Annotated in this window: 26 protein-coding genes, 1 riboswitch and 1 other annotated feature; of the genes, 14 read left to right on the plus strand and 12 right to left on the minus strand. The window is 37.9% G+C overall.

From position 1 onward, the window contains the following. The first annotated feature begins 26 nt into the window (after positions 1-26). Positions 27-848 carry a pentapeptide repeat-containing protein gene (locus tag AC1Q8N_RS23045; RefSeq protein WP_493521394.1) on the plus strand — a complete coding sequence of 274 codons (822 nt, stop codon included), beginning with the start codon at positions 27-29 and terminating at the stop codon, positions 846-848. A 43-nt stretch (positions 849-891) separates the two neighbouring features. Here AC1Q8N_RS23045 and AC1Q8N_RS23050 read toward each other — a convergent pair whose 3' ends face one another. After that, positions 892-1776: a DMT family transporter gene (locus tag AC1Q8N_RS23050; RefSeq protein ID WP_048546526.1), complete on the minus strand. Its 885-nt coding sequence runs from the start codon at positions 1774-1776 to the stop codon at positions 892-894. A 331-nt stretch (positions 1777-2107) separates the two neighbouring features. Here AC1Q8N_RS23050 and AC1Q8N_RS23055 point away from each other — a divergent pair, with 331 nt between their 5' ends. Next, positions 2108-2893: a glycosyltransferase family 2 protein gene (locus tag AC1Q8N_RS23055; protein ID WP_098078140.1), complete on the plus strand. Its 786-nt coding sequence runs from the start codon at positions 2108-2110 to the stop codon at positions 2891-2893. Here AC1Q8N_RS23055 and AC1Q8N_RS23060 read toward each other — a convergent pair. From AC1Q8N_RS23060 to AC1Q8N_RS23080, 5 genes are all read right to left on the minus strand, one after another. Beyond that, positions 2862-3785, minus strand: a complete 924-nt coding sequence (locus tag AC1Q8N_RS23060; RefSeq protein WP_098642185.1) for an NAD-dependent epimerase/dehydratase family protein — start codon at positions 3783-3785, stop codon at positions 2862-2864. The two genes, AC1Q8N_RS23055 and AC1Q8N_RS23060, sit on opposite strands and share 32 nt — an antisense overlap. Further along, positions 3782-5005 (minus strand): methyltransferase domain-containing protein, encoded by a 1224-nt coding sequence (locus AC1Q8N_RS23065; RefSeq protein WP_493521395.1) that lies wholly within the window; start codon positions 5003-5005, stop codon positions 3782-3784. The genes AC1Q8N_RS23060 and AC1Q8N_RS23065 overlap by 4 nt, the downstream gene beginning before the upstream one ends. Positions 5006-5017: 12 nt before the next feature. Continuing rightward, positions 5018-6073: a CDP-glucose 4,6-dehydratase gene (rfbG, locus tag AC1Q8N_RS23070; RefSeq protein WP_098642792.1), complete on the minus strand. Its 1056-nt coding sequence runs from the start codon at positions 6071-6073 to the stop codon at positions 5018-5020. Between the two features lies 1 nt (position 6074). Continuing rightward, positions 6075-6842 carry a glucose-1-phosphate cytidylyltransferase gene (gene rfbF / locus AC1Q8N_RS23075; protein WP_493521396.1) on the minus strand — a complete coding sequence of 256 codons (768 nt, stop codon included), beginning with the start codon at positions 6840-6842 and terminating at the stop codon, positions 6075-6077. Between the two features lie 114 nt (positions 6843-6956). Continuing rightward, the gene (locus tag AC1Q8N_RS23080; RefSeq protein ID WP_098048013.1) at positions 6957-7751 is read right to left on the minus strand and encodes a glycosyltransferase family 2 protein; all 795 of its coding nucleotides are present in this window, start codon (positions 7749-7751) and stop codon (positions 6957-6959) included. Between the two features lie 275 nt (positions 7752-8026). Between AC1Q8N_RS23080 and AC1Q8N_RS23085 the strand changes: the two genes are divergently transcribed. From AC1Q8N_RS23085 to AC1Q8N_RS23100, 4 genes are all read left to right on the plus strand, one after another. After that, complete coding sequence (locus AC1Q8N_RS23085) at positions 8027-8434, plus strand: MerR family transcriptional regulator (RefSeq protein ID WP_000285638.1); 408 nt, start codon at positions 8027-8029, stop codon at positions 8432-8434. 121 nt (positions 8435-8555) lie between these two features. Further along, entirely contained in the window at positions 8556-9884 is a 1329-nt protein-coding gene (locus tag AC1Q8N_RS23090; RefSeq protein ID WP_046957914.1) for a hemolysin family protein, read from the plus strand. Between the two features lie 52 nt (positions 9885-9936). Further along, on the plus strand, positions 9937-10350 hold the full coding sequence (locus AC1Q8N_RS23095; RefSeq protein ID WP_048546511.1) for an ATP synthase subunit I: 414 nt from the start codon (positions 9937-9939) through the stop codon (positions 10348-10350). 352 nt (positions 10351-10702) lie between these two features. Then, positions 10703-11251 carry a DUF2179 domain-containing protein gene (locus AC1Q8N_RS23100; protein WP_048546510.1) on the plus strand — a complete coding sequence of 183 codons (549 nt, stop codon included), beginning with the start codon at positions 10703-10705 and terminating at the stop codon, positions 11249-11251. A gap of 95 nt (positions 11252-11346) precedes the next feature. Here the strand turns inward: AC1Q8N_RS23100 and AC1Q8N_RS23105 are convergent, their stop codons facing one another. Together AC1Q8N_RS23105 and AC1Q8N_RS23110 are read right to left on the minus strand one after the other, a co-directional pair. Further along, positions 11347-11586: a DUF3923 family protein gene (locus AC1Q8N_RS23105; protein ID WP_000747680.1), complete on the minus strand. Its 240-nt coding sequence runs from the start codon at positions 11584-11586 to the stop codon at positions 11347-11349. Between the two features lie 76 nt (positions 11587-11662). Then, on the minus strand, positions 11663-12043 hold the full coding sequence (locus AC1Q8N_RS23110; RefSeq protein ID WP_098078153.1) for a hypothetical protein: 381 nt from the start codon (positions 12041-12043) through the stop codon (positions 11663-11665). A gap of 354 nt (positions 12044-12397) precedes the next feature. On the opposite strand from AC1Q8N_RS23110, the gene AC1Q8N_RS23115 reads away from it, so the two are divergent. Next, a complete protein-coding gene (locus AC1Q8N_RS23115) occupies positions 12398-13312 on the plus strand; it encodes a tetratricopeptide repeat protein (RefSeq protein WP_098078156.1) in 915 nt (304 codons plus the stop codon). Between the two features lie 81 nt (positions 13313-13393). On the opposite strand, the gene AC1Q8N_RS23120 is transcribed toward AC1Q8N_RS23115, so the two are convergent. Then, a complete protein-coding gene (locus AC1Q8N_RS23120; protein ID WP_098078159.1) occupies positions 13394-14590 on the minus strand; it encodes an MDR family MFS transporter in 1197 nt (398 codons plus the stop codon). Between the two features lie 112 nt (positions 14591-14702). Between AC1Q8N_RS23120 and AC1Q8N_RS23125 the strand changes: the two genes are divergently transcribed. The 4 genes from AC1Q8N_RS23125 (at position 14703) to AC1Q8N_RS23140 (ending at position 21232) form a co-directional block, all read left to right on the plus strand. After that, positions 14703-15245: a CGNR zinc finger domain-containing protein gene (locus AC1Q8N_RS23125; RefSeq protein ID WP_141519997.1), complete on the plus strand. Its 543-nt coding sequence runs from the start codon at positions 14703-14705 to the stop codon at positions 15243-15245. A 41-nt stretch (positions 15246-15286) separates the two neighbouring features. Next, the gene (locus tag AC1Q8N_RS23130) at positions 15287-16042 is read left to right on the plus strand and encodes a class I SAM-dependent methyltransferase (RefSeq protein WP_098078164.1); all 756 of its coding nucleotides are present in this window, start codon (positions 15287-15289) and stop codon (positions 16040-16042) included. 149 nt (positions 16043-16191) lie between these two features. Further along, a complete protein-coding gene (locus AC1Q8N_RS23135; protein WP_142330308.1) occupies positions 16192-18696 on the plus strand; it encodes a collagen-like protein in 2505 nt (834 codons plus the stop codon). A gap of 22 nt (positions 18697-18718) precedes the next feature. Then, a complete protein-coding gene (locus tag AC1Q8N_RS23140) occupies positions 18719-21232 on the plus strand; it encodes a BC_3345 family exosporium-associated protein (RefSeq protein WP_098078167.1) in 2514 nt (837 codons plus the stop codon). A gap of 54 nt (positions 21233-21286) precedes the next feature. Here the strand turns inward: AC1Q8N_RS23140 and AC1Q8N_RS23145 are convergent, their stop codons facing one another. Both AC1Q8N_RS23145 and AC1Q8N_RS23150 read right to left on the minus strand, forming a co-directional pair. After that, positions 21287-21430 carry a hypothetical protein gene (locus tag AC1Q8N_RS23145; RefSeq protein WP_000945246.1) on the minus strand — a complete coding sequence of 48 codons (144 nt, stop codon included), beginning with the start codon at positions 21428-21430 and terminating at the stop codon, positions 21287-21289. A 96-nt stretch (positions 21431-21526) separates the two neighbouring features. Beyond that, positions 21527-21669, minus strand: a riboswitch (cyclic di-AMP (ydaO/yuaA leader). A 29-nt stretch (positions 21670-21698) separates the two neighbouring features. Further along, a complete protein-coding gene (locus AC1Q8N_RS23150; protein ID WP_048546505.1) occupies positions 21699-22169 on the minus strand; it encodes a GNAT family N-acetyltransferase in 471 nt (156 codons plus the stop codon). 136 nt (positions 22170-22305) lie between these two features. Between AC1Q8N_RS23150 and AC1Q8N_RS23155 the strand changes: the two genes are divergently transcribed. Further along, the gene (locus AC1Q8N_RS23155) at positions 22306-22554 is read left to right on the plus strand and encodes a GlsB/YeaQ/YmgE family stress response membrane protein (RefSeq protein WP_000539721.1); all 249 of its coding nucleotides are present in this window, start codon (positions 22306-22308) and stop codon (positions 22552-22554) included. A 63-nt stretch (positions 22555-22617) separates the two neighbouring features. Further along, entirely contained in the window at positions 22618-23739 is a 1122-nt protein-coding gene (locus AC1Q8N_RS23160; RefSeq protein WP_048546503.1) for an AI-2E family transporter, read from the plus strand. Positions 23740-23767: 28 nt separating this feature from the next. On the opposite strand, the gene AC1Q8N_RS23165 is transcribed toward AC1Q8N_RS23160, so the two are convergent. Next, positions 23768-24925, minus strand: a complete 1158-nt coding sequence (locus tag AC1Q8N_RS23165; protein ID WP_048546501.1) for a 1-deoxy-D-xylulose-5-phosphate reductoisomerase — start codon at positions 24923-24925, stop codon at positions 23768-23770. Positions 24926-25063: 138 nt separating this feature from the next. Then, positions 25064-25272: a binding site (T-box leader), on the plus strand. Positions 25273-25315: 43 nt separating this feature from the next. On the opposite strand from AC1Q8N_RS23165, the gene AC1Q8N_RS23170 reads away from it, so the two are divergent. After that, on the plus strand, positions 25316-26314 hold the full coding sequence (locus tag AC1Q8N_RS23170; protein ID WP_048546499.1) for a tryptophan--tRNA ligase: 999 nt from the start codon (positions 25316-25318) through the stop codon (positions 26312-26314). Positions 26315-26369 lie beyond the last annotated feature (55 nt).

A 26369-nucleotide genomic window follows, 5' to 3' on the forward strand; every position in this document is an offset into this window, starting at 1 on the left:
TTAAAAGACAACAGGGGGTATATATTTTGACTAATCATAACGATCATTTAAAAGCAAACTGCGAAAAATGCTTCGGTTTATGTTGCGTGGCGTTACCGTTCGCAGCATCGGTAGATTTTGCGGTGAATAAAGATGGTGGGAAGCCATGTTCTAACTTACAATCAGACTTTAAATGTAGCATACATAAAAACCTTAGAGGAAAAGGTTATAAAGGTTGTACAGTATTTGAGTGTTTCGGTGCTGGGCAGAAGATTTCGCAAGTTACATTTAACGGGATTGATTGGCGGAAAAATGCTAAGCATGCGAGAAAAATGTACGATGCTTTTCCAGTTATGCATCAGCTTCATGAAATACTGTGGTATTTGAATGAGGCGATGCTTTTACAGGCGACACAATCGATTCATAAAGAACTAAGTAAAGCAATTGAAGAGACGGAGCGCCTTTCGAATTTAAATGCGGACGAGTTAATGAAAGTAAATATTCCATTACACCGTGCGGAAGTAAATGTGTTACTTTTAGAAACGAGTGAGCTAGTTTGGAAGGAAATGAATGCCGCGCGTAAGAAACGAATTAGTCACCGCGGAGCAGACCTTATGGGAGCAAATTTGAAGAAGAAAGATTTACAAGGAGCAAATTTAAGAGGAGCTTATTTAATTGCGGCTAACTTAAATGGAGCAGATTTAAGAGGAGCAGATCTTATCGGAGCAGATTTGCGAGATGCAGATATTCGCGGGGCGGATTTCACAAATAGTATTTTTCTGACGCAAGTTCAAATTAATGCAGCGAGAGGGGATAAACATACGAAATTACCGAAAGTGTTGTCCCGTCCATCGCATTGGAGTGCGTAAAGAATGTGGAACAGGCAGAGATTAAGAATCTCTGCCTGTTTTTTCATTTCTTTTCAAAAGTAGTAATGAAAACACTACATATAATAAGAATACCACCAATAAAAAAGTTACTATTTAATGTCTCATTTAAGAGTAACCAACCAAGCAATGATCCGACGATAGGTTGGAAGAAGAAAAATAAGGAACCGATGCTTGCGTCCATTAATTCTAACCCTTTATTCCAAAGGAAAAAGGCACCTGCCGTTGAGACGACTCCTAAATATACTACGCCTAATATTACGTACGTATTTATTGTTTCGATAGAGGTTGATTGTAGTTCCCATATCATAAAAGGTGTAATGAAAAAGAGTGAAAAGAATATGGCGTACGTTGTAATAACTAAGGATGAAAATCGAGCTGAAGCAATCTTCACATAAATGGATAGTAAAGCCCACGTAATAGCGGCCCCGACTAATATAATTGTACCGATAAAATAGGAGCCAATTTCAATATCCCATCCGATTACGATAATGACACCGATTGTCGCTATTATAGTAGATAGCAGTCTACGAGCGGTTAGTTTTTCTTTTAAAATGATCGCTGCAAATATAACCATAAATGCAGGTGTAGCTGATGTTACTAAAGAGCCTGTATGAGCGTCAGATAATTTTGTTCCGATAAATTGACAAGTAATCGAAATGAAATATCCGATAAATCCAATCCAGGCGAAGAGTAGCCAATCTTTTTTGTGAATGGTTACTTTTTTCTTTTGCTTTTTCTCAGCTATTTTCAAAATGAAATATAAAACAACGAAAGCGATAATAAAGCGTAGCCAAACGAGTGTCAGTGGTGGGATAAAGTCGAGTACGTATTTACTAACAACATACATACCGCCCCATATACTAGCTGCTAATGATAAACATATAGCTCCTAAAATTGTTTGTTTCATGTAAAGTACCTCCGTCTATTTTTAGGGTATTATGAGTTCCCTAAGACGAGGCATAGTGCACGTGTTATATGAATGCCCGCCTTAGTTTATAGACGGCCTACAGGTTGATCGTTTTCGAATGAAGTGTTGTAGTACATGAGTGCATTCCTCCTTCATATTTTATAATGATATTATAACTTAATTTTCAGCTTATTGGGATGTTTCTTTAGAAAATGGAAATGGTCGTTGTTTAAGAAAGCATAGTATATGGTAGAAAAACATATTTTTAAAATATAAGAAACCAATTACATAACTGATAAGTATAGTAAGAGTAGGATGAAAAAGTAGATTAATAGAGAACGAGGAGGAGATTGTTATAACTACAACCGTTATTTCTCATTTTTATAACGAAGAGTATTTATTACCGTGGTGGCTTGCTCATCATACGAAACTGTTTGATCATGGCATTTTAATTAATAAAGGTTCAACAGATCGTTCGGTTGAAATTTGTAAAAAATTCGCGCCGCACTGGGAAGTACGAGATTCTGCAAATCCAGAATTTGATGCATTAGCGACAGATCATGAAGTGATGAGGGTAGAACAAGAAGTAAAGGGATGGAAAATGATTTTAAATACGACTGAGTTTCTTTGTGTGCAAGATAAAAATCAGTTTTGGAAATCACTAAATGAATTGGGAGGGAGGATGTATTGGCTGGAAGGGATTATTATGGTCGATGATCTTAACTATAATTATCCGGACCTTAACTTTGGAATATCTTTAATGAAACAGCGATTTCACGGTTATTTACCAGAAGATTGGCCGTTATGGAGAAGAGGTAGATTTATTCATAATCATGAACATGGAAGTTATACGGTTGGAAGACATTTATCTGCACATGAATCTATGATTTATCCGCCACTTGCGTGTATTGCATGGTTTGGTTTCAGCCCTTGGAACGATGCGATGAGAAAGAGGAAATTACAAATTGGCCCGACTCTTTCTGAAGCTAGTAAGCATGGGGGAATGGGAACACATCATATTATTACACCTGAAAAATTAGAAGAATGGTATAAGGATTTAGCGAGAGGTACGAAGGATTTACGTTTTAGTGGTGCGTATCGTTATGCTTTTTTATAAATGATTCCCACCATAAAATTGTTTCTTCAATCCCAGTATTTAGATCGTATGTTGGTTTCCAGTTTACTTCAGTTTTTAAACGTTCTACATTAACGCCGACGAATAAAGGTTCATCTTTAGAGAAAGGGATCGCACCTAGTTTAATTAAATATTCTTTTCCTATCTTTTTAGCAATGATAGAAGCTAATTCTTTAATTTGTACAGATTGACCAGAAGCGATATTGATTGTGCCTGTAACGCCATGTTCTAATACTGTTACGAGAGCATCAGCGACGTCGCTCACATGGAGGAAATCTCTTGATTGTTTTCCATGTGTACATAGTGCTTCCTCATTTTTTAATAAGGAAGTGATAATGTTAGAAATGAGCCGATTCCCTTGTTCGTGAGGGCCATACATATGAAAGATGCGGCCCCAACACATGCTGAGGCTGGTTTGCTCAGCGTACGTTTGTAGCCAAGAGTGTAGTGCGTTTTTACATAATGCATACGGTGTTTTATAGGAAAGAAGCGGTGAATCTTCAAATAGTACGCCGTTAAACCATTCATATTCTGCGCCAGTACCTGCAACAATGACTCGCTTTCCACCGCATGTTGTGAAGTGTTGAATCAATGAGATACTGCACGTAAGCCAATAGTAATTATTAATAGATACGTAACACGCTGGCGGCACCGCTTCCCAAGCTAAATGAATGAGATGACTAGGTTTAATGTCGTAAATGAGTTTTTTTACTTCTTCATCGCAAAGTAAGTTTACTTTATGCCAATGGCAAGTAAGGTGAGAAGGCTTATTTGTATTGTAGGTGGCGTGCACTTCATAGCCCTTTTGTATAAGAGAATTTACAACATATTTACCAATCCATCCACTACCGCCTGTTACAAGGATTTTTTTCATGGCTCAATCACCTCAACTTCTGGAATCGTTACTAAAAATTTGCCGCCCCATTCACGAATGAAAGAGCATTCTTTCATAATTTCATCTTTTAAATTCCAAGGAAGTATGAGAATGTAATCGGGTTTTGTACGTTTAATTTCTTCTGGAGATTTTATTGGAATGCGGGTGCCTGGTAGAAGGAGATTTTGCTTGTGAGGGTTTTTATCTACTGTATAAGCTAGAAATTCTTTTCCTATCCCGCAATAATTTAAAAGGGTGTTTCCTTTAGCAGGAGCACCGTAACCGATAATTTGTTTGTTTAAAGCTTTTGCTTCGATAAAAAACTTTAAAATATTTATTTTCAATTGTTCGATGCGTTTAGAAAAAAGGAGATAGCAATCTAATGTATCTATCCCGTGATCTATTTCTTTTTGGATTAAGTTTGTAACACTAGAATGAATAGTGGATGAGTCACTATGATGGTTTACAAAAATACGCAAGGAACCACCGTGCGTTGCAAGTTCTTCTACATCGACAATTTGTAAATGGTGATGAGCTAAAACTTTTTGAAGACTTATAAGTGAGAAATAGGAGAAATGTTCATGGTAGATCGTATCAAACTGTTTAAATGATATGAGATTTAATAAGTGCGGGAATTCAATTGTTATCGTGCCATCTTGTTTTAATAACGTTTTTAAACCTGCAACAAAATCATGCAAGTTCGGGACGTGTGCTAATACGTTATTTGCGACGATTAAATCAGCTTGTGGTAATTTCTCTGCTAAATCATTGCTGAAAAAATTCACTTCAGTAGGAATTCCTTTTTGAATAGCGATTTCTGCTACATTTTTTGCTGGTTCAATTCCTAACGTTTCGATATGTTCTTTTTGAAAGTATTGTAATAAGTACCCGTCGTTACTCGCGATTTCAATCACTTTCGAATGATTGGTTAAGTTGAAACGCTTAATCGCCATTTCTACATATTGCTTAGCGTGTAGTAGCCAACTGGAGGAGTAAGAGCTGAAGTATAAATAGTCATGAAAAATGTTGTGCGGAGATTCAAATTCATCTAATTGTACAAGTAAACAAGAGTTACAAACAAATGTGTGCAGCGGATAGAATGGTTCCATTTTATATGAGTGTTCAGGATCTACAAATGAGTTAGCGAGAGGGGAAACACCTAAATCTAGAAAAGTATTTGTTAGTAATGAGTGGCAAAAACGGCATTTTTTCAGTTCCATTTTATAGCCCCCTTATAAATTTTTGAATGCATCGATTTGTTGGCGCGTGAAAGATTCCATATTTTCACCAGATGCATATTTCTTATACCAATCAACAGTCCAAGCGATAGAGTGACCTGTTGATAACTTAGGAGTCCAACCGAGTTTATTTACTGCTTTTGTACTATCGAGTGTTAAAATAGGTGATTCATAAGGAGTGTTTGTATGAGGAGAAAGGATTGTTAGTGGTTTATTCCATAATTTCATTATAGATTGAATGACATTATGAACGGTTCTGTTAGGTTCATTTATCGGGCCGAAATTCCACGCCGCTGCACATTCGGCGTCTTTCCAAAGTTTTTCAGCTAAAAGGATATAGCCATGTAAAGGATCTAATACGTGTTGCCACGGGCGAATAGCGTTTTTGTTTCTAATATTTAATGTACCATCTTGTAAATATGCACGAATGATATCCGGGAATAATCGGTCTTCTGCCCAATCACCACCGCCGATGACGTTACCTGCTCTTACTGAGGCAAGATGCAGAGTGTTAGTGCGAAAGAATGATTTTTGATATGATGTTGCAACTAGTTCAGCACAAGCTTTACTAGCACTATAAGGATCGAAACCTCCTAGCCGGTCAGTTTCCACGAATGCCCGGTTACCGCTCCCGTCATTTTCATAACATTTATCACTTGTAACATTAATGATGCCGCGTATACTTTCTATATGTTTTGCCGCTTCTAATACGTGAACAGTACCTAAAACATTCGTCTTAAATGTTTCGATAGGATTTTTGTATGAAGTGGTGACGATTGGCTGGGCTGCTAAATGAAATAGTATGTCCGGGTTATGTTGTTTCAGGGCATGGAATAAAGAATCGTAATCTGTAATATCGCCTTTAATTGATGTGCATTCTTTTGCTACGTTACCTTGTTCAAAAAGGTTAGGGAAGGATGGGGGATGAGAAGAATAGCCAACTACTTCTGCGCCTAAAGAACTTAAAAAAAGGGTGAGCCATGAGCCTTTAAAGCCAGTATGTCCCGTAATGCATACTTTTTTCTTATTCCAAAAAGATGATGAAGCCATATTACCAAACCTTCCACGGAGCGTTATTACTTTCCCATAGCTCGACTAATTTATTTTTATCGCGCAATGTATCCATCGGATGCCAAAAACCAGTATGTTCATATGCAGCCAATTCGTTTTTGTTTACTAACTGAACTAAAGTGTCTGTTTCAAAAACAGATGTATCTCCACTAATGTAATTGAAAACATCAGGATTTAAAACGAAAAATCCACCGTTAACCCATCCGCCATCACCTAGTGGCTTCTCTTGAAAGGATGTTACAGATTGTTTATCTAAGACGAGAGAACCGAATCTACCAGGAGGTTGTACGGCTGTAACAGTAGCCGTTTTGCCGTGTTTTTTATGAAATGCCATGAGTTCTTTTATATTTACATTACTTAATCCATCGCCGTAAGTGAGGCAGAAAGGTTCGTCCCCGATGTAATTTTGTATTTTTTTAACTCGTCCACCTGTTTCGGTATTTAGACCGGTATTAATCAGTGTAACTTTCCATGGTTCTATACGATGAGAATGGTTAGTAATCGTATTGTCGTTTAAATGTATCGTGAAATCGGACATGTGTAAGTTGTAATTTAGAAAAAATTCTTTAATTGCATATCCTTTATAGCCTAAGCAAATAATAAATTCAGTAATCCCGTAATGGTTATACAAACTCATAATGTGCCATAGAATAGGTTTTGTTCCAATTTCAATCATAGGTTTTGGTTTTAAATGAGTTTCTTCCCCAATCCTTGTTCCGTATCCACCTGCAAGAATAACAGCTTTCATTTTTTCCTCCTAAAATAAAAATTTATAATATATACAGTATTCATATGAAATACAAATGGTATGGTTTTTAGCTAAGTGCGTAAAAATATGTGAAACATGATAGGATGAGAAATATTAAGGTTTGAATTTAGGGAATAATTGTTGATACTCAGGGTGATTACGTAGATCTTGTGTCGTCTTAGTTAGCAGTAAAAATCGAACTTCGAGTTCCTCAGAGGACTGACCATATTGTGTTTGAAGTCCCATTTGAACGGCCTCTTTTGAAAGGGTAGGTGTAATTTGTAATTTTCTTGCCTTTGTATGTTCGTTCCAAGGGCTAAAATAAAATTTAAAAATGAATGAAGGGGAGTTATAAACGATAGGTTGGTGCTGCGTAAAATGTCTGCCTGGTAAATATGCGCCGTCAAGATGGTTGTGTATAAATCTCCAGGCACAGCCGATTTCTGGTTTATAAGGAAAGAGCCCGTGATATCGTTGCTCTACTAATGGAATAGAATATCTTAGTTTTGAATAATTGTAATTATGCTTATCAATCATGACAATCATTCTAATCGCATACATATTTTGGCCTAACGTATGAAGTGATGAGAAAAACTCTTCTATATTGTTACAACAAAGAAATTCCGTAGTATTTAATACCATTTTCCAACCTGAAACCTCTCTTTCAATTTCCATCACCTCAATATCAGTATTAGTGGGATCGAAATCAAGGAATCTTGAATTTCGTACTTCCCAGTTGGGAGCAAATAATTTACAAATTTCAACAGAACGATCTGTAGAACCTCTATTAATTAATATGCCGTGATCAAATATTTTTGTATGATGCATAAGCCACCATGGTAATAAATACTCCTCGTTATAAAAGTGAGAGATAATTGTCCTAGTGATTTTAATCTCCTCCAGTTGCATAAATAATGATTTTATTTCAATATTATTATCATATGTTTTAAATTAAGGAAGGTTGAAAGGAATGTGTGATTCCATTTTTACATTTGGTATCGGCATATCGAAAAAACAGTAATCTAACTATATGGATAGAGTTATAGAGTGAGAATATACTACATACTTAGATAGCATGTGGAATTTTGTATAAATTATGAATAATAAACCGTCACGTTTGACTGTACAGTTTATGTATTGTATGATGGTAGTAATATAAACAAGGGGGGAAGATCGTTGGGAAGGTGTATCGAATCGGACAGTTGGCTCTCATGGCTCACGTGTCGAAACGCACGATTGATTATTATACGAATCTAGGAATCTTAAAAGCGGAGCGATCTCAATCTAATTATCGCTATTACGATGAAACAGCATTTGAGACATTACAATTTATTGAGAAGTGCAAAGAAATGCATATGCCGCTTTGTGAGATTAAAGAGAAAATCGAGGAGAAGAAGAAGCTGCTCGGTATCAATGAACACGTTTCGAAACAAGTGAATGAAGTGACAGACCATATTCATCGACTAGAAGCAGAGTTAACGGAGTTAAAGCCGCTTTTAGATGGATTGACTGATTCACAACGTGAAAAAATATCGAAATCTTTATCTGGTCAAACGACAGCTTTAATACAGACACTTGTTCTATTATTATAGAAAAAAGTGAAATCCGACCTCTTTAATTTTTGTATCGGGCTATGTTTTCTAATGAACAAATAAGAAAACATTATAGTATACAGGAGGTGGACACCTTAGTTTTTTAAACTAAGGGGATTCATTGGAAATATTTAATTTAGTCATGGTTGCGATTTTAATCGCATTTACTGGATTTTTCGTAGCAGCAGAGTTTGCGATTGTAAAGGTACGTTCAAGTCGTATTGATCAGCTTGTTGCGGAAGGGAAACGCGGTGCTTTAGCAGCGAAAAAGGTAACAACAAATTTAGATGAATATTTATCTGCTTGTCAATTAGGTATTACAGTTACAGCTATGGGATTAGGTTGGTTAGGTGAACCGACAATTGAAAAGTTATTACACCCGTTATTTGAGAAATGGAACATAAATCCTTCTATCTCATCAGTATTAACATTTGGTCTTGCTTTTATGCTAATGACGTATCTACACGTTGTAGTAGGGGAATTAGCTCCGAAAACGATGGCAATTCAAAAGGCTGAACAAGTAACATTGTTATTGGCAGGTCCGTTAATGATGTTCTATAAAGTCATGTATCCATTTATTTGGGTATTAAACGGTTCAGCTCGTGTTGTAACTGGCTTATTCGGTTTAAAACCGGCTTCAGAACATGAAGTAGCTCATACAGAGGAAGAATTACGCCTTATCCTTTCAGATAGCTATGAAAGTGGCGAAATTAATCAGGCTGAATACAAGTATGTAAATAACATTTTTGAATTTGATAATCGTATTGCAAAAGAGATTATGGTACCGCGAACAGAAATCATTGGTTTCTACCTGGAAGATTCAGTAGAAGAACACATGAAAGTAATCCAAAATGAACGATACACACGTTATCCGATTTTTGGAGAAGATAAAGATGATATTATCGGTATGGTCAATGTAAAAGATTTCTTTATTCGATATATGAACAACGATAAAGAAGATTTATCATCGATTCGCACGTATATGCGTCCGATTATTGAAGTGATGGAAACAACTCCAATTCACGATTTATTACTTCAAATGCAGAAGAAGCGAATTCCGATGGCTGTTTTATATGATGAGTACGGAGGAACAGCCGGAATTGTAACGCTTGAAGATATCTTGGAGGAAATCGTCGGCGAAATTCGTGACGAATATGATGAAGATGAAGCACCACCAATTCAGCATGTAAATGAGCACCATAAAATCGTTGATGGAAAAGTGCTTATCTCCGAAGTGAAAGATTTATTTGGATTACACATTGAAGAAGATGATGTGGATACAATTGGTGGCTGGATTATGATGCAAAATCATGAAATTGAAGAAGGACAACACGTTGAGGCGGAAGGTTATGAATTTAAAGTGTTAGAAAAAGATGCTTACCAAATTAAACGTGTTGAAATTCGTAAGATGGAACAAGAGCAAGAAGAAGAGAAAGCAGCAACTGTGTAAGTTGCTGCTTTTCTTCTAAAGTATAAAAAATGTGAAATTAGGAGCGGATATTTTGATTCAAGCAGCCTTACGTGTATATCGATTACAATTGTATGCGATCTTTAGTGGTTTACTACTTATGTGGACGATTACTCCGTTTGGAAAACAAGTAACAGGGTTTGGTATCGGATTAGCTGTAAGTGCATATTGCCTTTGGTTATTGGCTCGCAGAGTGGAGAAACTCGGGAAAAGTATCGTAATGAAAGAAAAGGCTCCTGGATTAGGAGTTTTAAACCGATTTGCAGCAGCCATTTTAGGAGCTATTATTATGTATGAAATTGAGCATGAAATGGAAATGTGGGCATTCGGTACAGGCATTTTAGGTGGTCACTTTTTAATGATTGCGAATTTAGCTTATGCAAATGTGCAGTTAGTGAAAGAAGAAGAGAAGCAAAGAGAACAGGCTTCGAAAAACATAGAGCTATGATGAAAGGGACCAAATCGAGGTTCCTTTTTTAGTTTAGCGATAATATAAAGTGAAACTTTAATCAGTGGGGGTTTTCTTCATCCCCCACTGATTATTAGCCTTCACCAATCGGACTTTTATGGGTAGTTGATCCCCCACCTAACTTCTTTGCTTTCGCTGGATTTTGAGGTAGGGGTCTTACTGCCCATTAAAGCGGGATAAAAGGAATCAAATTAACGACAAATATAATACGCTTCTTTTTTACGTTTTTCAATAGTATGAAAAATAATAAAAAAAAATTAAAAAACCCATCGATTTCTAAAGGTTATGTATGTTATCATGACAAAAGACTTTTTGAAAGAGGTGGATACCAATGTTACAAGCGTTACTTATTTTTGTGCTTCAAATTATTTACGTTCCCATTTTAACAATCCGTACGATTTTGCTTGTAAAGAATCAAACAAGATCCGCTGCTGGTGTTGGATTGTTAGAAGGAGCTATTTACATTGTCAGTTTAGGTATTGTGTTTCAAGATTTATCAAATTGGAAGAACATCATTGCCTATGTCATTGGCTTTAGTGCGGGACTGTTATTAGGCGGTTATATAGAGAATAAATTAGCAATTGGTTATATTACGTATCAAGTTAGTTTACTAGACCGTTGTAATGAATTAGTAGATGAATTACGTCACTCTGGATTTGGCGTTACAGTATTTGAAGGTGAAGGTATTAATTCTATACGTTATCGCTTAGATATCGTAGCAAAGCGTTCTAGAGAAAAAGAACTGTTAGAAATTATTAATGAAATTGCACCAAAAGCGTTTATGTCTTCTTATGAAATCCGTTCATTTAAAGGTGGATATTTAACGAAGGCGATGAAGAAAAGAGCGTTAATGAAGAAGAAAGATGAACATGCATCGTAAAAAAGGGGAGTATAAGCCCATATGTAAAAGAGAGGAATCTATTTTGATGTAGATTCCTCTCTTTTTTATGAAAAAATTATCTGTTAATTGAAAAACTAAATCGTATAATTATTTTTTCTACTCATTCTCAAATTTATGATTAGCCATATAACTTGAAAAAATACCGGTATGATAAACGCGATTAATAAAACGATAAGTGATATGGATTTAATTTCGGGTGTTTGGATAACACCAGCACCATCAACGTCGCGTAACCAAATAATAGCGGCCCATATTCCAAAAACGATAATCCAAAATATGTTACCGATCCACCAAGAAATCCATCGTTTTTTCATGTTAACACCCCTTACATTTCTCCTCTGTTAAAAGTATATTTTTGTTTGTTACATTTATAAGGAAATACCTATAAAATTAATCTTTTTTAACTGTATATCTAACTTGTTTAAACGTTACCATCTCTCCATCTTTATGATCATCTTGCGTTTGCAAAAGTTGAACTTTTGGTTTGTAATCTGTCCTATGAGCGTGCTCGATATCTTTAATGTTAACTTTGTAGGATTCGCCATTATTAATTTTTTGTTCCAATACTTTTTTATTGGCGACATAAATAAACGTCACTTTATTTTCATCAATGCCTTCAGTCTTAAATTCTAATTCGTTATCTTTTGTTGTAATCGTCGGTGTTAATAATTCAATACTGCCTTTTCCAGTTTCTAAAGAATTTTCTGCTATAGTTGAACATCCGGATAATATGATTCCGATGAATAGAAGAGCACTTAATTTCTTTCTCATAACATCCCCCAATTTTAAGTAATTTTTGATTTTGGCATTGCTAGACTGCTAGTGTGGAACGTAACTGTTTAGCTAGCACTCTTTTTAATTGTACCATAATATGTAAATTTAAACAGGCTGTATATCCAATTTAAGGGTTTTGAAAAGTTTACTTATTGTTTTAAATCAGTATCTTTCCAGTAGGTATATATTTTCTGTAGAAAGCAGTGTTGTCAAAATCATTATGAATTGGCTATCCAACTACATGATGACATGTAGACAGGCGAAAGAACTTATTTTTATAGAAATTACAATTTTTTCATATTAAAATAACGATGTGGAATAGATGAATTCATTCACTTCGGAGGTAGTTACTTGAACATTAACGAGAAGGCAATTGAAATGTTTGAACAAAATAAATATGAGGAAGCAATGGAACTGTTTCAACGAGCTGTACATGAATCTAGAGGTGTACAATCTCTCAATAATCTTGCTTGGATGTACTTTTATGAGGAAGAGGATGATGATAAAGCTCTTGAATTAATAAGAGAAGTTGTTAAGTTGAATCCTTCCTCATACTTTCCTTATAACATCTTAGGGGAAATTTACACGAAACAAGAAAAGTGGGAAGAAGCGAAAGAAGTATTACAAAAGTCTATTTCGATGCAACCATCGGGTGAAGCATTTCACAATGTAGCTGTAGCGCATTATAACCTTGGAGAGTTAGAAAAAGCTTCGGAATTTTTCTTGCGAGTTGCAGGGGATTCGGACTATATCATGTATAGCTATGTAAAATGTTTAATTGATTTAGGGCGAACGACAGAAGCGAAAGAGAAGTTAGATGCTTTTAACAGGAGATCTGATGATTTTTTAGGAGAAATTCATGTAGCAGATTTATATGTTGAGTTGAATTGCTATAAAGAAGCAATTGAATGGTTCGAAAAGGGATATAAAGAAGTTTGGAAAAGCCCCAATTGGATTGGTAGATTTGTTTATGCTTTATATAAAGCTAATAATTTCACCCGTATAAATGAAGTTATACGGGAATCTATCGAAGCGAAAACAGCAGAAATAGAAGATGTTCAGAATGAAGAAGTAGAAGAAAACTGGACAGAAAAAGATAAGAAAGAGTTAATTGAGGAATATACAGAAGAGAATAATTGTTATAAAAAAATGATAGAACGTATCAAATCTGGATATGTTCCAGGGTTAGAATTTGAAAATTATCATATAGGGGCTTGTTATTTGTTTGGTTGTAAAAGACATAATTATCTTGAATATGAAGAATAAAAAAATTCGACTGTCACATATGATGGTCGAATTTTTTATTATAGGCTGGTTGTCTAAAGGTACCATCTCAATTGTAATGTGTTAAAGGTGTTTTGTATTATTACATAGGTATATATCTTCTTTAGAGAATCCTTTTTTAATATTTAAAATATGTAGTGAAATAAAACCGATAAGTCCAATTCCACCGAAAATAAGCCATGGTGTATACATTCCGCTTAAGTTGGCTGTAAAAGATGTACCGGTATAATTACCGATGATAAAACCAAATGCGAGTGATAGTTGATAAAATCCGAAGTAAGTAGCTGTATATGATTCGTTACTGTAATTTGCAATAGCGATATCAGCGTTAGGTAATACGAGTGTTTCGCCAATTGTAAATAAAATTACACAAATAAATAGCCAATATGGGTGTGGAAATAAAGGAATGAGTAAAAAAGAAAAACTCATTAATAAAACACCGTATTTAATAATCGAAAGTGTATTGTATTTATGAAATAGTTTACGAAATAATACCATAAATATGACGCCTGTTATTGCATTTATCGTAATAACGAGTGTAGCAAGCGGATTGCTATTACTAATGTTTTTCATATGAAGTGGAAGTGCGACAGTAAGCTGAGTAAACATAATATAGAAGAAAATCATGATAAATGAAAACAGAAGAAAAGGCTTGTTTTGTAAGATAGCCTGTATTCCAAATGTAATAGACGTGTTTTCAGTAGTGACTTGGAAGTGATTTTTAAGTAAGTAAAAGATAAAAGCGAATAACAGCATAAGTGATCCTGTTAGAGAGAAAGCATAGATGGGATTGAGTAAGAGTAAGAACCCTCCTGCAATTGGTCCGATTATTGCACCGCAATTAAAACTAAGGTTTAAATATGTAAATAAATTTTTTCTCATATGAGCTGGTTGTGAGCCGAATATGGCGCGCGCAGCAGGTTCGTAAAATGCCGTTCCGAAGCCAATAAGTGCAGAAGAAATAGAAATTGTATAGAAATCAGAGCATATTCCTAAAGCGATAAATCCGATTCCTCTTAAAAATAATCCGGCTATCATCATGATGATATAGCCTATTTTGTCAGCAATTAATCCTGAGAATAAAGGGATAACTCTTGATGTGATTGTCATAACAGTCAACACTGTTCCTACTTGAACAGCAGAAAAATGAAGAAAGCTTAATAGATAAATAGCTAAAAATGCGTATACTGCAAAATACCCAAAAGACATAAAGAATGAAGAAATAAGCATGAAACGTATCGGTATTGAGAAACTTTTCATAGAACTCCTCCTAATATTGTAACCAGTAAAATTGTTTAATGGTTAACTAATTTATATTATAATTATACATAAAGTCAGAAAAAAGTAAATTTTAAGAAGAAGGTGGATGAAATTGAATCAAAATGCACCAAATGAATTAGAATATATTCGGGAATTTTTAAATACATGGAAAATACCAAACGATACGAGAGAGCCAATTGATATGCTGCAAACAGAAGAGGATATAAACCTCTTTATGAAAAAATATTTTCATAAAGAGGTTCCATTTCATACGATAGAGGAATTAAAAAGTTTTCGAGAAGATATTCGGTTAACGGTTGAAGGCGAAGGATCATTGCAAAAGTGGTTAGAGAAATACCCATTTCATGTACATGTAAAGGAAGGTATGAAAGGTATTACATATGAGCCTGTGCACGAAGAGAATGTATATACAAAAGTATTAAGCATTGTGTTAATGTCAATTCAAGAAAATTTGTGGGGGAGGTTAAAAGCATGCCCAGATTGTCGCTGGGTATTTTATGATCATTCGCGAAATGGAAGTAAAAGATGGTGCGGTATGTATGCTGGAGAAGAAGGTGGAAGAGCGTGCGGTACGATTGCGAAAGTGAAAAATTACCGGGCGAAGAGAAAAGGAAGATCAGGTTATAATGTGTAATTTATATTAGGGGAAGAAAATGGGATGGGGGAATGTAGAATATGAAAGGGACACAAATGTTAACTTTAAATAAAAAGTGCTGGGATAAAGTTGCGCCATATTTTTTTCAAGTGGATTGTTTACCGAAGTATGGTCCGTATACCGCGTCTGAAGATGAGATTCATTTGTTCGATTCAATTAGTAATAAAAAGGTTCTTGATATTGGATGTGGAAGTGGGCATTCGTTGCAATATATGGCAGAACATGGGGCAGAGGAAGTATGGGGTCTTGATCTTTCTAGTGAACAAATTAAAACAGCGAATGAAACGTTAAAGTGTTGGAATCCAAAGTTAATATGTGGAGCAATGGAAGAGGAAGGAGATATTCCGAAAGGGTATTTTGATATTGTATATTCCATTTATGCATTAGGTTGGACTTCAGATTTAGGAAAAACGTTGGAATTGATTTATTCGTATGTAAAGCCGGGAGGAAGTTTTATTTTTAGCTGGGAGCATCCCATATATTCAAACTTACAGTATGGTACAGAAGAAATTACTTTAAAGTCTTCTTATCATGAGGAAACCCCTATTACGTTTGAAACATTTAAAGGAGAAAATGTACAAGCGACATTATATAAGAGAAAAATAAGTACATACATAAATGAGTTAAATAGAGTGGGATTTACAATTGAGAGAATAGAAGAGCCTGAGCCAGCGACCTCGTTTGATGGAGAACGAGCTGAGACGTCTACGAAATATTATTCATTATATAAAGCGAGAATGGTGCCAACTACTTTTATTATTAAGGCGAGAAAGTAAAGTGTTTTTATAAAAAGAAGCCTATCATTTCAAATAGATGAAATGATAGGCTTCTTTATTTTTTAAAAAATGAGGTCAGAGGTGTACTTTTCTTATAAAAATGCATTTCATATAAAAGGTGTAATTATTTTTGGGGAAGGGGGATTGTTGTGCGTCGTCATAGAAAGTGCAAAAAATTTGGAGTGGCACTGCCTCTTCCGCTTATAGGAGCAACGGGTCCTACTGGTAATAGTGGTCCAACTGGTCCAACTGGAGGGCATGAAGGTCCTGTCGGGCCTCCGGGAATCACTGGACCTATAGGAGCAACGGGTCCACAAGGCTCTCAAGGTATTCAAGGCATACAAGGTTCGCGAGGAACAATAGGAGCTCAAGGAATACAAGGTGCCATTGGTGATACTGGAGAGCAAGGAATTACAGGTCCAGTCGGCTTACAAGGTCCTCAAGGATTAATTGGAGAGCAAGGTCCTGTTGGCGATATTGGATTACAAGGACTAGAAGGAATACAAGGAATTACAGGCCCTGCTGGTAGTCAAGGTATACAAGGCGTCCAAGGGATACAAGGAGAAATAGGCGAACGAGGACAAACGGGAGCACAAGGAATGCAAGGTGTGACAGGTGAAGCTGGTATTACAGGTGTAACAGGTCCACAAGGTCCTCAAGGTGCGCAAGGAATACAAGGGGAGGACGGAACTACAGGTATACAAGGAGAAGAAGGTCCACAAGGAATACAAGGAATTACTGGAGAGCAAGGACACCAAGGTGATCAAGGGATACAAGGTGTAACTGGTCCAACTGGTTCTACTGGAATACAAGGCCCTCAAGGCATAAGCGGAATAAAGGGGATAACAGGTGTAATAGGCCCTCAAGGTCCACAAGGAATACAAGGGATACAAGGAGTAAGGGGATCCACAGGTTTTCAAGGACCAAAAGGAATACGAGGGATAACAGGAGCAACCGGATATACTGGTACACAAGGTGCAGAAGGTCCACCTGGAGGGCCAACAGGAATAACCGGTCCAATTGGTCCCTCTAGTGGAGTGACTGGTCCATCTGGCCCGCCCGGTCCACCTGGAGGACCAACAGGTCCAACGGGTGAAACTGGTGAACGTGGTGTAACAGGGGGAACTGGTGTAATAGGAGTGCAAGGGTTACAAGGAATAGCTGGTCCAACTGGTCCTCAAGGTGTAAGAGGAGCGCAAGGAGCTCAAGGTGTAGTTGGAGCAGTTGGATTTCAAGGAGCACAGGGGCCCCAAGGCTTTCAAGGAATAACAGGAGCAACCGGTGTAGAAGGCCCAATAGGCATACAAGGTCCACAGGGAGAAATTGGTCCAACTGGTGCAGAAGGTCCTAAAGGTGTGCAAGGTATACAAGGGGTAACAGGTCCAACAGGGGCACAAGGAATACAAGGGTTACAAGGAATAATAGGTCCTGCAGGAGTGGCAGGAGCGGCAGGAGTCCAAGGCCCACAAGGAATACGAGGAGAAACAGGAGCAACTGGAGCACAAGGTATACAAGGCCCTCAAGGGATACGAGGGGAAACAGGAGCAGCTGGCGTTCAAGGGCTGCAAGGACCTCAAGGAATACAAGGGGAAAATGGATTGACTGGTCCACAAGGTGCTCAAGGTATGCAAGGAGTTCAAGGAATAACAGGTCAGGCAGGTGCCATTGGTTTACAAGGGTCTCAAGGAATACAAGGTATAGTAGGCCCAACAGGAGCGCAAGGCTCTCAAGGTATGCAAGGAATACAAGGAATAACAGGTCCGACAGGTGCGCAAGGAATTAGAGGTCCTCAAGGGAATATAGGGGAAGATGGGATAACGGGCCCACAAGGCGTGCAAGGTGCGCAGGGTATTCAAGGCCCACAAGGTCCACAAGGAAACGTTGGAATTATTGGTGAAACAGGAGAAACAGGAGCGACCGGAGCAACAGGGGCGACCGGAGTACAAGGGATACGAGGCGTTCAAGGGATTATAGGGATACAAGGAAGTACAGGAAGTACAGGACCTACCGGAGCAACCGGAGTAACTGGAATACAAGGTACTCAAGGTATTCAAGGTTTGCAAGGCCCAACTGGAGTAAGTGGAATGACAGGGGTTAGTGGTAGTCAAGGGCCAGCCGGGGCGCAAGGTAGTCAAGGGCCGATTGGAGCTGTGGGACCTACCGGAGCCACTGGTAGTATAGGGGTTATAGGTTTCTTAGGAATAGCAGGTGCAACAGGGGCGACTGGTTTACCTAGTGGTGGTTATTTCTTTTCTACTTCAACGAGTGCAATTGCAGCGAATGCGTTAATATCAATTAATTCCGGAGCTACAGTTTTTGGTTCTGATGTCAGTTTAACAAATGCAACAACTGTAACGTTAAGTACGCCGGGAATATATTTAGTCAGCTATTATTTTCAAGGTGATCCAAATGGGGGGAATGAAACGATTTCCGTGAGGCTCACGTTAAATGGAACGCAAGTCGCAGGGAGTTTTATTTTTTATGTTACAGGAGGTACTTTTGTATTAGAACCAGCGGTTTCGAATACGATGGTCATTAATGTTACTTCTTCAAATGCTACTTTATCTTTGCAAAATGGTCCATTAGCTATTGGGCATGTAACGACATTATCTGGTGTGATAACAGCTAGTTTAAATGTATTAAAAATAGTTTGATACGTTAGTTATAACGGGGGAGATGCTTGTGAGGGATCAAGATAAGTGTAGTAAGTTTCAAGCACCTATTCCTTTTCCGGCGTCAGGTATTACGGGGCCAACTGGTCCAACGGGTCCGACAGGTTCTTTAGGTGGACCGACTGGCCCGCAAGGAATACAAGGCGTACAAGGATCAATTGGTCCAACAGGTCCGACAGGAATTCAAGGAGTGCAAGGGGTGCAGGGAGAAATTGGCCCAACTGGTCCAACTGGCTTAACAGGACCACAAGGTGCTCAAGGTAGTCAAGGTCCGATGGGTCCTCAAGGCCCGCAAGGAATTCAAGGTGTTCAAGGTATACAAGGCGAAAGGGGTTCGACTGGTCCAACAGGTATTCAAGGGATACAAGGAATACCTGGACCAATGGGAGAAACAGGTCCAACCGGAATACAAGGTATACAAGGAGTGCAAGGAGAAATTGGTCTAACCGGCCCAACCGGAATACAAGGTATACAAGGAGTGCAAGGAGAAATCGGTCCAACTGGTCCAACTGGAAATACGGGTATACAAGGTGTTCAAGGTAATTTAGGGAGTAGTGGTTTACAAGGGGTAACAGGAATACAAGGCATTCAAGGGCCGATTGGTCCAACTGGTCCAACAGGTTCTCAAGGAATACAAGGGGAACAAGGGCCGATGGGACCAACAGGAGCAACTGGCATTCAAGGTTTACAAGGTCCACAAGGTGAGATGGGTCTAACCGGTCCAACCGGCTCTCAAGGAATTCAAGGGGTGCAAGGTGTAATAGGCCCAACAGGGGCAACTGGCTTGCAAGGGGATCCAGGTCCAACCGGCTCGACAGGTCAGGCGGGAGTAACTGGTCCAACGGGATCTGCAACAGGTCCAACAGGAGCAACGGGTCCAACAGGTCCGCCAGGAGGCCCAACAGGTCCAACGGGTCCAGCAGGATCACCAGGAGGTCCAACAGGTCCGACGGGAGCAACTGGTGCAACGGGATCGACAGGAGCAACGGGAGCGACTGGAATTCAAGGAGTGCAAGGAGTACAGGGACCAACAGGAGCAACAGGTTTAACGGGTTTGCAAGGAGTGCAGGGACCAATGGGGGCAACAGGTCCAACGGGTGATCAAGGTATTCAAGGACCCCAAGGTGTAATGGGAGTAACAGGCCCAACCGGTTTACAAGGTTTACAAGGTTTACAGGGACCGGTAGGAGCAACCGGCCCAACCGGCCCGCAAGGCGTGCAAGGCGCGCAGGGTCCAATCGGGCAGGCAGGCCCGCAAGGAATACAAGGCATACAAGGTGAGCAAGGAGTAATGGGAGCAACTGGCCCAACAGGCTTACAAGGTCTGCAAGGAATCCAAGGTCCACTCGGTCCAACCGGTCCTCAAGGTTTACAAGGAGTGCAAGGTCTAAGTGGAATAACAGGTCCAACTGGCCCTCAAGGTATACAAGGAATTCAGGGGCCACAAGGAGATATAGGTCCAACGGGAGCGACTGGAATACAAGGAGTACAAGGTCCAGAGGGTCCAACAGGTCCAACTGGTGCAACAGGCCCGCAAGGAATTCAGGGAATACAAGGGATACAAGGTCCAACGGGTCCACAGGGCATTCAAGGTCTGCAAGGAATCCAAGGTCCGATTGGTCCAACAGGCCCAACTGGACCTCAAGGAATACAAGGAATAACCGGATCAACAGGTCCAACCGGTCTAACCGGGGCAACAGGACCTACGGGAGCAACTGGTCCACAAGGAATCCAAGGAATCCAAGGTCCACAAGGGGTAACGGGGCAGGCGGGAGCAACAGGAGCGACGGGAGTAACGGGTCCACAAGGGATCCAAGGAATCCAAGGCCCACAGGGGATAACGGGTCCGACGGGAGCAACTGGAGCGACGGGAATAACAGGTCCACAAGGAATCCAAGGAATTCAAGGTCCACAAGGTGTGACGGGAGCAACCGGATCAACCGGAGCGACTGGAGCGACTGGTGCAACAGGACCGACAGGAATCCAAGGAATACAAGGAATAACAGGAGCAACAGGGGGAACGGGAGTAACAGGCCCAACAGGTGTCACGGGCCCAACCGGTTTAACAGGAGCAACTGGATCATCTGCTATATCAACAGGTGGCGGCTATTTCTTTTCTACATCAACGAGTGCCATTGCAGCCAATGCCAATATTCCAATTAATAGTGGATCTACAGTATATGGAACAGGTGTATCTTTAACTAGTGCCACAACGGTTACCGTATCTACGCCAGGAATATATTTGGTAAGTTATTATTTTCAAGGAGATGCAAGTGCTGGGAATGAGACAGTATCTGTCAGATTATTATTAAATGGAGCTCAACTAACAGGGAGTTTTATACAAAACGTAACGACATCAACTGTAGTAATCGAACCTGCCATTTCAAATACACTTCTTGTCAATGTAACGAGTGCTAATTCCACGTTAGTATTACAAAATGGTCCGTTAGGTGTAGGGCATGTGACGACTATAGCAGGTGCGATTACGGCAAGTTTAAATGTAGTGAGAATTTTATAAGAAATATAAAAAACACAAGGAATGTCTATACAGACACACCTTGTGTTTTTTTCTTTATCTTTTCGGTTGAAAAATATGTTGAAAGAAGTATTTGTGATGTAAGTTATCTACAACTTTATTTGCTTGATATGTGCGATGTTGTTCGAGTCGAAGTCTTTGCTCCATCATTTTTATTGCGTGATCAGATAAACGTAACATTATACATGTCTCCTTTTCTATAAATATAGGTGTCTATTGGTATCGATTCCATATTTATAATTAAGGAGGTACACTTTGTAACATAGGCAAAAAGCACCTTCCTCTCCCATTACGCTTACGAGGTTAGCTGTCGGACTCGGGAAGTGAGAGTTTCCCTACTTAAAAAAGATTCGCCCCAAGTAGCATGGCTACAAAAATGGTTCCCCCGCTCCAAAATTTGGACTCAGCAAAAGGTTTTATAAAGTAAAAGATAACATAAATAAATTAATTAGTCAAACTGTTTATTGTTTTCTGATTTTTTTAGTGAGGTTAAAACCACTCCATCAGGTAATATAATATCATTTATTTTAATAAATCCATGTTTTTTATATAAAGACAGAGCAGGTGTATTTTCTTTCCCTGTTTGTACAATATATGTTTGTGAAGGGGAGAACATGTCAAATACATAAAGTAGTAGTTTTGTGGCGATTCCTTTATGAAAATGATCGGGGGATACTACTAAACGATGAATATCAACTTCCTCTTCATCCATTTTAAAAGAAATAAACCCAGCAAGTGTATCTTCATAAAAATAGCCGTAAAAAATTTCATCACATAATTGAATATCGGCTACAGTATCATAAAGACGAGGAATAGCCGTACTATTTATATATTTTGCCTCAATTTCATAAGCGGGTATTTGAATGTTTAAAATAGAAGTAGCGGTGTTGTGAGAAGTTGTTATTAATTTTTGAATCATAGGGTAAAACCTCCTTATAGGCTTTATTTTCATAGATTTGACAAGATTTTTCTTTATTGGATATAATAATTATAATAGTTACATAATAATTTAGTATTAAAAAGAAATACACTATAATAGAAATGGAGGACTAAAAATGGGATGGATTATCACATTAATAGTTGGTGCTATTATAGGTGCAATTGCAGGTTCTATAACGGGTAAAAATTTTCCGGGTGGTATGTTTGGAAATATTATCGCAGGTTTGTTAGGTGCTTCATTAGGTGGTAGGCTATTTGGATCTTTTGGGCCATCATTTGGTGGGATTCATGTCGTGCCAGCATTATTAGGTGCAATCGTATTAATTCTTATTGTATCATTTGTAGTGAAAGCTGCAAGAAAATAAAGATATAGATCATGATGAAAAGCCCTGAATAAGGGCTTTTCATCATTCGAAGAGGTGGTTTCATTGGAGAAATTAAATATTAGAAAAAGAGATAAGTTGAAAAAGTTTTTTAGAGAACAAAATTATTTAGCGGTGTTACTCGGCTTTGCGTTATTGTTTATTAACATATTACTGCTAACGAAAATTTCTTTTGTTTTTACTCCGTTTATCGTCTTTTTAAAAACAATTTTCTTCCCCGTATTATTAGCGGGAGTGCTATTTTATATTTTGCATCCATTCGTTTCGCTTTTAGAAAAGAAAGGTGTTTCCAGAATCGTATCAATCGCTTCTATATATATAATAGTACTAGGATTATTTGTATTTTTAGTTGTAACAGTAATCCCGATTATTAAAGATCAAATTGATGCATTAATAGATAACTTACCGTATTTCGGTCATGAAATTGAACGAGCAGCACGTAGATTCGGGGAAAGTAATTTACTGGGCAAAATTCAAGAGAATTTAAATATTGATGTAGCAAGTATGGTAAAAGACTACACCGTTGATTTTACGAAGTCGCTATCATCAGTAACTGGAAATGTAACTGGATTTTTAAGTACTGTTACAGAGGTCGTTTTAACGTTTGTAATGGTTCCGTTTATATTGTTCTATCTTTTAAAAGATGGTGAACAATTACCGAACCACTTTTTAAAGTTTATTTCAGAGCAAAGACAACCAGCAGCGATGAGAATACTAGATGATATGCATTATGCGATTAGCTCGTATATTAGAGGACAAATTATCGTTAGCTTGTTTATCGGTATTATGCTATTAATCGGTTACCTTATTATTGGTATTAAATATGCGGTATTACTCGCTATTTTAGCAATGATTGTAAATATCGTTCCGTACGTAGGACCAATCATTGCAATTACACCAGCATTAATTATCGCATTTATTGACTCGCCAGCAATGGTGTTAAAAGTAATTATCGTTATGATGGTCGTACAATTAGCAGAAGGTAAATTTATTTCTCCGCAAGTTATGGGAAAAAAGCTAGACATTCACCCAATTACTATCATTTTTATTATTTTAACTGCCGGAAATTTATTTGGAATTATGGGGATTATTTTAGCAATTCCAGGATATGCGATATTAAAAGTGTTAGTAACGCATAGTTATAGATTTGTTAAGTTGAATACGTAAAAAAAGAGCTAAAACAGATAAAACTGTTTTAGCTCTTTTTTATTAATAATTGATTTGCGTATTGGCGTGCCCATTGATCAGCTTCTAATATAGCATCGAGTGAAGGATCTTTTACATTATGATGGGCTTCAACTGTATTGTAAATTGTTTTTTCAATATCGAAAAATGCAATTTCATTTTTAAGAAATAATGCATTTGCAATTTCGTTCGCTGCATTTAATACAGCTGGAGTTGTACCGCCAATTTTGCCACATTCAAATGCGTATTGTAGACAGGGGAACTTCTCTAAATTTGGTTTTTCAAAATGCAAACTACCAATTTCTAATAAATTTAATTTTTCATAGGATGAAGGTAGTCGAGTAGGGTAGTGAAATGCATATTGAATCGGCATTCTCATATCAGGGGCACCGAGCTGTGCCATGACTGATCCATCAATAAACTCTACTAAAGAGTGAATGATACTTTCTTTATGAATCATAACATTAATTTTTTCATAAGGAATATCGAATAGCCACTTAGCTTCCATCACTTCAAACCCTTTATTCATTAACGTGGCAGAATCTATCGTTAGTTTTGCCCCCATTAACCAGTTTGGGTGTTTTAAAGCATCCTTCGCTTGTAATGTTTTCATTTCTTCACGTGTTTTATCACGAAAAGCGCCGCCAGAAGCTGTAACAATTAATTTTTCGATTTCCTTATTATTTTCCCCATTTAAACACTGGAAAATAGCTGAATGTTCACTATCGACAGGAATTAGGCGGCATCCGTTTTGTTTCGCTAGTTCGGTTACGATATGTCCAGCTGCAACTAAAGTTTCTTTGTTAGCGATGGCGATATCTTTCTTCGCCTTTAATGCTTCAATTGTTGGGAGTAAACCTGAAACACCGACAACTGAACTTAATACAAGATTTGTATCAGGATGGGTAGATACTTCAATTAAACCATCAGTTCCATATGTAATTTTTGTATTTGTTGAAATACGAGAACGCAATGTGTCCGCTAATTCTTTTGTCGCTACGCTTACAATACGAGGCTGAAACGATTCGATTTGCTTTTCGAGAAGATCGATATTATAATTTGCGGTTAAACCGACGATTTTAAAATGTTCAGGATGAGCGGAAACGACATCTAATGCAGATGTGCCAATGGATCCCGTTGAACCTAAAATGGATATATATTTTACCATGAAAAAACCTCCAAAGTTGTTTCGAGTATTTCTGCAAACCTATATATTATTAGACAATCAAGGTGAAAATTCCTGCCATATAAAACAGGAAATTAGGGTTTAATTGGAAAGGGAATGTGATAAACTGTAAAAAAATAACGAAAAGCAATGAAAGAGAAGAGTACATATTCGAAACTTTTCAGAGAGCTGATGTGTGGTGGAAATCAGTAAGGGATGAATATGGAATGGGCTCCGGAGCTTCTCGCTGAAATGAGTAGGCAAAGACGGTTACTTCACGTTAAGAAGTTGAAGTGAGCTATTAATGATAGCTAATTAAGGTGGTACCGCGGGAGTCTCTCGTCCTTTTTTAAGGATGAGGGGCTTTTTTATTTTGAGAAAGGAGGGGTTAGTGTGAGTGAAAAAATAATGTTAACAGGAATTAAGCCAACTGGTTATCCGCATCTAGGAAATTATATTGGTGCGATTAAACCTGCGCTGCAAATGTCAAAGAATAATGAAGGAAACGCATTGTATTTTATAGCGGATTATCATGCGTTAAATGCTGTGCATGATTCAGAAAAGTTCAGTAGTTATACGAAAGAGGTAGCAGCTACTTGGTTATCACTCGGACTTGGAGAAGATGTTATTTTTTACCGACAAACAGAAGTGCCAGAGATTTTAGAACTAGCTTGGATATTAGCTTGTCTAACTCCGAAAGGTCTTATGAACCGTGCTCATGCGTATAAAGCGAAAGTAGAGCAAAATAAAGAAGCAGGGTTAGAGGTAGATGCTGGAGTGAATATGGGATTATATACGTACCCGATTTTAATGGCAGCTGACATATTATTATTTCAAGCTACTCATGTACCAGTCGGGAAAGACCAAATTCAGCATATTGAAATCGCGCGTGATATTGCGTCATATTTTAATCATACATTCGGCATAACATTTACGCTTCCGGATTATGTCATACAAGAAGAAGGTGGCATTTTACCTGGTCTTGATGGAAGGAAGATGAGTAAAAGTTACGGAAATGTGATCCCATTATTTGCAGAACAAGAAAAACTACGAAAGTTAATATTTAAAATCAAAACAGACTCCTCACTTCCGAATGAACCGAAAGAACTAGAAACGTTATATACAATTTATAAAGAATTTGCGACAGAAGATGAAATACAGTCGATGCGTGAAAAGTATGAAACTGGTATTGGATGGGGCGATGTAAAAAACGAGTTGTTTCGCGTTGTAGACCGCGAATTAGCTGGACCTCGTGAGAAATATGTGATGTATATGAATGAGCCGAATTTATTATATGAAGCGTTAGAAAAAGGTGCTGAGAAGGCGCGTGAAATTGCGAAGATAAATTTAGCAGAAATTAAAAAACGGATTGGATTTGAGAGGGGGCGCTGAGCGTTCCCTTATTTTTTTACAAAAAAAATCGAACGAAATCCCAATTTGTTACCAA

The organism is Bacillus sp. GW823-FHT06B01 (genome assembly GCF_058952315.1).